The sequence below is a fragment of the Tropicimonas aquimaris genome (assembly GCF_042676185.1).
In the GTDB taxonomy this organism is placed as follows: Bacteria; Pseudomonadota; Alphaproteobacteria; order Rhodobacterales; family Rhodobacteraceae; genus Tropicimonas; species Tropicimonas aquimaris.
Genome location: NZ_JBHTJT010000021.1, coordinates 181,000 through 187,755 on the forward strand (window position 1 = coordinate 181,000; position 6,756 = coordinate 187,755).

The window sequence follows — 6,756 nt, forward strand, 5'->3', positions numbered from 1 at the left end:
TGATGTGCCGCGCAGCAGACAGCCGGATTCGGCTGATCTGAAGAAAAAACAACAAGAGCGCGCAGAGAAGGTCCGAGCATGAAACTGATCGTTCACATCGGCAGCCCCAAGGCGGGCAGCACGTCCATCCAACTCGGGCTGCAGGCCAGCAGGGATGCGTTGCAGGACGCCGGGATCACCTATATTGCCGGCTCACGGGAGTTTGCCACCCTTTACCAGCGGATGAACCGCCTGCCGACGCTCCTCGCGGCCCGGTTTCAGACGGTGGAAGACGCCGAGCAATGGAGCCGCGACAGCTGGGACAAACTTGAAGCGCGGCTCGCCGACGAAAAGCCCGCCGTCGCCGTCATGTCGGCCGAGCATTTCCTGAACCTCTCGCATCGGACCGGCTTCCTCGCCCGGCTGGAGCGGAACTTCGACGATGTGCATGCCATCTGCTACCTGCGCGACCCGGTTTCGGCCTTCGCGTCAAAGACCAACCAGCGCATCCGCGGCGGTGCCAGACTACGCGATCTGTTTGCCACATGGGAGAAGGACACCGGCTTGTGGCAGGCCGCGGCGCTGCAACGCTGGGAGGAGCGGATCGGGCGCGAACGGCTCCATGTAAGGGCCTTCGACCGTTCGAATCTGGTGGGAGGCGACGTCGTCAGCGACTTCATGTTCCGCCTGCAGGAGATCTCGGGGTTGCAGGTTCCCATGCCGGCGAGTTCCTTCCGGTCCAATGAAAGCCTCAGTGGGCCGTCCACCGCATGGCTCCTGATGCTGAACGAGACATTTCCGAGGGATCTGGAGGGGAAGGACCAGAAGAAGATCGCGCAAATCCGAAAGTCCACGATCAACCGGCTGAGGGAATTCGACAAGGCTCACGGCGCGCCATCGCTGACGCTCGACCATCCCGCGATCATCGACTTCGTGAAGCATCAAGCGCGGGATGGATGCATTCTGGTGAACGAGCGCTACCTGGATGGTCAGCCGAAGCTCTCAGTCGGAGAACCGCTCGTCCATGAGCCGACCCCGGTCGAGCTGCGCGAGCAGATCAGGGAGTGGGTCATGAGCAGCCTTAACCAGGAATATCTGACGGCGATTGCCCGCGCCGTCACACTAACCGAGGAGCCGGCCTGAGCAGGTCACGGACGCTTCTGAACCAGGAAATGCGCCCCGACCGTCGGTCCGGGGCGCTTTTCGTTGCAAGCTGCGGGAAACCGTCTTGCACAGGTGTGCAATATTTTGCAGAAATGTGCATGAAATTGCATGAGGCCGCAATGACCTCCGATCCAGTGCTCAATACCCCGGATGCGCGACAGGCCACCCTGCGGACCCGCGCGGCCGCTGGTGTGCCCTTGTCGCTCGCCGCGCTAGCCGATGAATTCGGCGTGTCGCGGGATACGATCCGACGCGACCTTCTGGTGCTGGAAGCCGAGGGCGCGCTGCGGCGGGTCAGGGGCGGGGCGCTGCCGGTCACGCCGCCGGCCGAGCCGCTCGCGACCCGGATGCGGCGCCCCAACGTTGCCGCCGGGCGGATCGCCGCCGCCGCCCTGCCGCTCGTCGAGGACGGCATGGTGCTGATGCTCGACGGCGGCACGACCGTTGCGCATCTCGTCGCCAGCCTGCCGCCGCTGCCCCGGGCGCTGGCCGTGACCCCATCGCCCGCCGTGGCGACCGCGACGCTTGCCGCAGGGATCGAGACCGTCCTGATCGGCGGCAAGCTCTCGGCGTTCGGCGGAATCTCGACCGGGGCGGACGCCTGCGGAGCGATCGCCGGCGTCGCGGCCGATATCTGCTTTCTGGGGGCCTGCGGGCTGGAGGCCGGCTTCGGGCTTGCCGCAGACCATCTCGACGAGGCCGCGGTCAAGCGCGCCATGCAAGCGGCCAGCGCCCGGAGCGTCGTTCTGGCCGGGGCTGAAAAGCTCGGGCGTCGGGCTCGGCACCGCGTCGCCACCTGTGCCGAGCTCGACCTGCTCGTGACCGATGCCGCCCCCCAAGACACCGCCGCCCTTGCAGCGACCGGACTGGAGATCCGCCATGCCTGACATTCGCACCCCCTGGCGCGCGGTCGCCGCCGCATTTGCGCTGAACGGCATCCTGCTGGGAAGCTGGGCCGCGCGCATCCCGGCCGTGATGCAGAGCTACGGGCTGAGCGAGGCGCGCTTCGGCCTTCTGCTGCTGGTCATGGGGCTGGGTGCGCTGATCTCCTTCCCGCTGGCAGGGCGCGCCGCAGACCGGTTCGGCGCGGTGCGGCTCACCCACGGCATCGGCTGGGCCTATCTGCTCTCTCTGGTGCTGATCGGCGTGGCGCCGGGCGTGCCCGCGCTGGCCCTGGCCGTGTTCTTCTTCGGGATGTGCCACGGCTCCATGGACGTGACGATGAACAGCTGGGCGACCGAGGTCGAGAAGCACATGGGCCGCTCGGTCATGTCGTCCTTCCACGCCATGTGGAGCCTCGGCGCGGGGATCGGAGCGGCGGCCGGCGCGGGCGCCACGGCGCTCGGGCTTTCGGTGCCGATGCACTTCCTGCTCGCCGCTCTCGGGTTCGGCGCGCTGTTCCAGTGGTTCGCCTACATCCCCTGGACGTCCAACGTTCGTCCGCACGATGCCGGCGCGCCGGCCTTCGCCCTGCCGCGCGGGGCGCTCCTGCTGGTCGGGCTGATGACTCTGGCTTCCGGCTCGGGCGAGGGCTCGGTCGCGGACTGGAGCGCGCTGTTCCTTGCCGTCGATCTAGGCGTGACCGAGGCGCGGGCCGCGCTCGGCTTCACTGTCTTCTCGGTGGTCATGGTGGTGATGCGCCTTTTGGTCGACCGGCTGGTGATCCGCGCGGGGCCGGTGCGCGTGGCGCGGATCAGCGGGGTCTCGGCCACGCTTGGCCTGCTGCTTGTCATCACCTCCACCGGGCTGGCGCAGGCGCTCGTCGGTTTCGCTCTGATGGGCGTGGGTTATGCGGCGATCGTGCCGCTGGCCTTCAGCCGCGCGGCGCGCGATCCGGTGGTGCCGCCCGGGCAGGCGATCGCCGCGGTCGCGACGCTGGGCTATAGCGCCCTGCTCATGTCGCCGCCTATCATTGGCTTCGTGGCGGAGCTCACCTCCCTGCGCATCGCATTCCTGTTCCTTGCAGCGCTCGCGGTGCTGATCTTTGCGCTGGCCGGGGTGCTGGGGCGGGAGTGAACCCACCCCGCCCGCGCTAGCGGACGACGTTGAATCCGGGGCCGAAGGGGTAGCCGGTGATGTCTTCGTTGCCATTGTCGGTGATGACGAGGATGTCGTGCTCCCGGTAGCCGCCGGCGCCGGGCGTGCCTTGTGGCAAGGTCAGCATCGGCTCCATCGAGATTACCATCCCGGGCTCCAGCACCGTGTCGATATCCTCGCGGAGTTCCAGCCCGGCTTCGCGCCCGTAGTAATGCGACAGCACGCCGAAGGAATGGCCGTAGCCGAAGGTCCGGTACTGCAGCAGGTCGCGCTCGGCGAAGAAATCGTTGATCGCGTGGGTCACCTCGGCGCAAGAGGCGCCGGGCTTCAGCAGCGAGATGCCGAGTTCGTGGGCGGCGACATTGGCCTCCCAGATCGCCAGCGAGGCGTCGTCCACATCGCCCACGAAAAGCGTTCGCTCCAGCGCGGTATAGTAGCCCGAGATCATCGGGAAGGTGTTGAGCGACAGGATGTCCCCGTGCTCCAGCGTCCGCGCGGTGACCGGGTTGTGGGCGCCGTCGGTGTTGAGACCGGACTGGAACCAGACCCAGGTGTCGCGATACTCCGCATCCGGGAAGCGTCGGGCGATCTCCAGTTCCATCGCATCGCGGCCGGCGATGGCGACATCGATCTCGCGGGTGCCGGGCCGGATCGACTCGCGGATGGCGTAGCCGCCCACGTCCGCCACCGCCGCTCCGGCACGGATCAACTCGATCTCGGCCGGGCTCTTGACCATCCGCTGGGCCATGCAGGCGGCGGCGATGTCCTGTGTGCTGGCCGGCTCGAGATGGGCGGCGAGCTTGGCGGATTGCTGGAGCGTCAGGTGATCCTCCTCGATCCCCAGCCGTGCGCCGCTGCCCGTGACCTGGCGGACCGCCCGCCAGAAATTGTCCCGGGTCCAGTCGGTATAGGTGATGTTGTCGCCCACCGAGCGCCGCCAGGGCTGGCCCGCGTCGATGCCGGCGGAGATCGTCACGCAATCCTTCGCGGTCACGACAAGGCCATAGGGGCGGCCGAAGGAGCAGTAGAGGAAGCCGGAGTAATAGGCGATGTTGTGCATCGAGGTGAAGACGCAGGCATCGAGCCCGGCATCGATCATCGCCTGCCGAAGCCCGGCGAGCCGGGCCTCGTACTCGGCCACGGCAAAGGGCAGGGCGGCCTTCTCGCCATTGTGGAACCGGTAGGATTGCGGGCGTTCAGTCGTCATGGTTCGACCTCCGATCGGGGGTCCCACCTGTGACGGACCCCTCGCAAGAAAGGTCCCGGCGTTCAGGACGAGATGGCCAAGCGATGGGGCGACGCCATCGCCCCGGCCGCCGGCACTCTGGCAGCTTGGCCGGGCGCTGTCGAGTGGCTCAGGGGATCGACAGCACAACCACGCAAAGGCAGAGGCCGAACCATGTCCGCCAGAGCGCACGGACTGCGGCGTCGATCTCGGCCGCGCCGATCTCGCGTCGCCCGTCCGGGTTTATGAATGGGAAATCCCGCATCTGTCCGCCGTAGCTGCGTGGCCCGGAAAGTGCGACGCCAAGGCAGCGCGCCATGGCGGCCTCGGGCCAGCCGGCATTGGGGGAGCGGTGCTGACGCGCCTCGCGGATTGCCGCGCCCCAACCGACGAAGTGGCCGTGCCCCAGCAGGATCAGCAGCGCGGTGAGGCGGGCGGGCACGAGGTTCAGCAAGTCGTCGAACCGCGCCGAGGCCCAGCCAAAGGCTTCGTGCCGCTCGGTGCGGTGGCCGATCATGCTGTCGGCGGTGTTGACGGCCTTGTAGACGAGGATCCCCGGAAGGCCGCCGAGCAGGAACCAGAAGGCTGGGGCGACGATGCCATCCGAGAGGTTTTCGGCCGCGCTTTCGATGGCCGATCGGGCGACAGCGGGTTCGTCCATCCCGGCTGTGTCGCGCCCGACGATCATGGCGACGGCGGCGCGGCCTTCGGGTAGGCCTGTACGCAGTTCTTGCGCCACGGCGGCGACATGCTCCACGAGGCTGCGCTGCGCGATCAGGATCGCGGCGACGATGATGTCCAGCAGACCGAAGGGAGATATCCGGGCGAGCGCCGCTCCGAGGGCCCAGGCCACGATGACAAGGACCAGCAGCGCGAGGATGCCGCGAAACCGCCGGTGCCGGCCGCGGTTGAGCGCCGTGTCGAGCCAGCCGACCGCGCGCCCCATGAGCACCGCAGGATGCGGCAAGCGCGACCAGAGCCAGCCCGGCTCTCCCATCGCGGCGTCGAGCATCAGGGCAAGGAGCAGGGCGGTCTCGGTGCCGATCATCGCAGCGCCGCGTCCAGGCGCTGCCAGCCGTCGTCGGAGCCGGGCAGGCCAAGCCGGAGCCAGCGGTCCGAATAGGGGAAGCGGCGGGTCCAGATATGGGCCTCGGCGAGCCGATCCTGCAGCGCCCGCGCGTCGGCGGTGTCGTAGAGGCGGAACAGGTCGGTGCCGCCAACCACCGGCGCGCCTGCACGGGCGAGCATTCGGTCGAGGCGGGCGGCATCCTCGGACAGGCGCTGGCGCGTCCGGGTGGCCCATGTCGTGTCGGTCAGTGCAGTGGCGCCGATGGCCAGCGCGGGGCCGGAGACCGCCCATGGGCCGATCATGTCGCGCAGCGCGTCGATGCGCTCTGGCGCACCGATGGCGAAGCCGAGCCGGAGCCCGGCCAGTCCCCAGAACTTGCCGAAACTCTTGAGCACCAGCGTCTCCGGCCGCGATTGGGCGACGGGGAGCAGGCTTTGTTCCGGGCAGACGTCGCTGAAACTTTCGTCGAGCACCAGGAGTCCGGCGCTCGGCAACTCGCGCTCCTGCCAGCAGCGGCCGTCCGGGTTGTTGGGATGCACCAGCACGGTGGCGTCACAGGCCGGCTCGGGAGAGGCGCTGACCTCCCAGCCGGCGGCCCTGAAGGCGGCGGCATGTTCGTTGTAGGTTGGCTGCGGGATGTAGACCCGCTTTCCGCTGGCGAGCGCGGGCATCCGGGCGATGGCGGCCGAAGCGCCGGCGGTTGGGAGAATGTCCAGCCGATCCGGCACGCTCCAGAAGGCGCGCGCGGCGGCCAGCAGCGCCTCGGTCGCGGCGGCATCGGGGAGCGCGGTCCAGGCGTCCGGGGGCAGCGCCGGAAGCGGATAGGGGCAGGGGTTGATGCCGGTCGACAGATCCAGCCAACCCGCCCTCGTGCCGCCCCAGCGGGCCACGGCCGCATCGATCCCGCCGCCGTGGTCGCGCGGCCCGTCATCGCTCCTGAGTAGGTCGGTCATCGGAGAATCGGTCGTCCTGCTTCCACCCGCGCGTTGGTAACCAGGTTGCGCCCTTGGGGTACAGTCGGAAATCCCGCTGGAGTCGGAATGCGTTAACAAAGGTGTCCGCCCGGTTAACCTTTGGTTAGGAAATTTGGCGCAGTTAATGATCGGATGGAAGTGCCGATTGATTAGTGGCACGGAGGCAACATGCGTATTTTGATCGTTGAAAGTAATAGAGATCTTGGCTGGTTGTGGAAGCGGCATCTCGAGCGTCAGGGGCATGCTGGGGAGCCTGATCTGACTGGTCCGGTTTGATTGTTAGTGCATGACCCGCCTTGGTTCCATCT

The 6,756-nt window shown here is 67.9% G+C and carries 6 protein-coding genes; 3 read left to right on the forward strand and 3 right to left on the reverse strand.

What is annotated here, in order from left to right; genetic code table 11:
- Window positions 1-78: 78 nt before the first annotated feature.
- From ACFQ2S_RS12795 to ACFQ2S_RS12805, 3 genes are all read left to right on the forward strand, one after another.
- Entirely contained in the window at window positions 79-1,122 is a 1,044-nt protein-coding gene (locus ACFQ2S_RS12795; protein ID WP_386074981.1) for a hypothetical protein, read from the forward strand.
- Window positions 1,123-1,262: 140 nt separating this feature from the next.
- On the forward strand, window positions 1,263-2,030 hold the full coding sequence (locus tag ACFQ2S_RS12800) for a DeoR/GlpR family DNA-binding transcription regulator (protein ID WP_386074983.1): 768 nt from the start codon (window positions 1,263-1,265) through the stop codon (window positions 2,028-2,030).
- Window positions 2,023-3,159, forward strand: coding sequence for an MFS transporter (locus ACFQ2S_RS12805; RefSeq protein WP_386074985.1), 1,137 nt, complete (start codon window positions 2,023-2,025; stop codon window positions 3,157-3,159). The genes ACFQ2S_RS12800 and ACFQ2S_RS12805 overlap by 8 nt, the downstream gene beginning before the upstream one ends.
- Before the next feature lie 16 nt (window positions 3,160-3,175).
- Here ACFQ2S_RS12805 and ACFQ2S_RS12810 read toward each other — a convergent pair whose 3' ends face one another.
- From ACFQ2S_RS12810 to cobD, 3 genes are all read right to left on the reverse strand, one after another.
- On the reverse strand, window positions 3,176-4,387 hold the full coding sequence (locus ACFQ2S_RS12810) for an aminopeptidase P family protein (RefSeq protein WP_386074986.1): 1,212 nt from the start codon (window positions 4,385-4,387) through the stop codon (window positions 3,176-3,178).
- Window positions 4,388-4,535: 148 nt separating this feature from the next.
- Window positions 4,536-5,453 carry an adenosylcobinamide-phosphate synthase CbiB gene (gene cbiB / locus ACFQ2S_RS12815; RefSeq protein ID WP_386074987.1) on the reverse strand — a complete coding sequence of 306 codons (918 nt, stop codon included), beginning with the start codon at window positions 5,451-5,453 and terminating at the stop codon, window positions 4,536-4,538.
- Window positions 5,450-6,427, reverse strand: a complete 978-nt coding sequence (gene cobD / locus ACFQ2S_RS12820; RefSeq protein ID WP_386074989.1) for a threonine-phosphate decarboxylase CobD — start codon at window positions 6,425-6,427, stop codon at window positions 5,450-5,452. Before cobD ends, cbiB begins: the two co-directional genes overlap by 4 nt.
- Window positions 6,428-6,756 lie beyond the last annotated feature (329 nt).

What these genes read in the sequence shown, in the direction of transcription:
- ACFQ2S_RS12795 (WP_386074981.1), top strand. Translation starts at nt 79, where the DNA reads ATGAAACTGATCGTTCACATCGGCAGCCCCAAGGCGGGCAGCACGTCC.
- ACFQ2S_RS12800 (WP_386074983.1), top strand. Translation starts at nt 1,263, where the DNA reads ATGACCTCCGATCCAGTGCTCAATACCCCGGATGCGCGACAGGCCACC.
- cbiB (WP_386074987.1), bottom strand. Translation starts at nt 5,453, where the DNA reads ATGATCGGCACCGAGACCGCCCTGCTCCTTGCCCTGATGCTCGACGCC.
- ACFQ2S_RS12805 (WP_386074985.1), top strand. Translation starts at nt 2,023, where the DNA reads ATGCCTGACATTCGCACCCCCTGGCGCGCGGTCGCCGCCGCATTTGCG.
- ACFQ2S_RS12810 (WP_386074986.1), bottom strand. Translation starts at nt 4,387, where the DNA reads ATGACGACTGAACGCCCGCAATCCTACCGGTTCCACAATGGCGAGAAG.
- cobD (WP_386074989.1), bottom strand. Translation starts at nt 6,427, where the DNA reads ATGACCGACCTACTCAGGAGCGATGACGGGCCGCGCGACCACGGCGGC.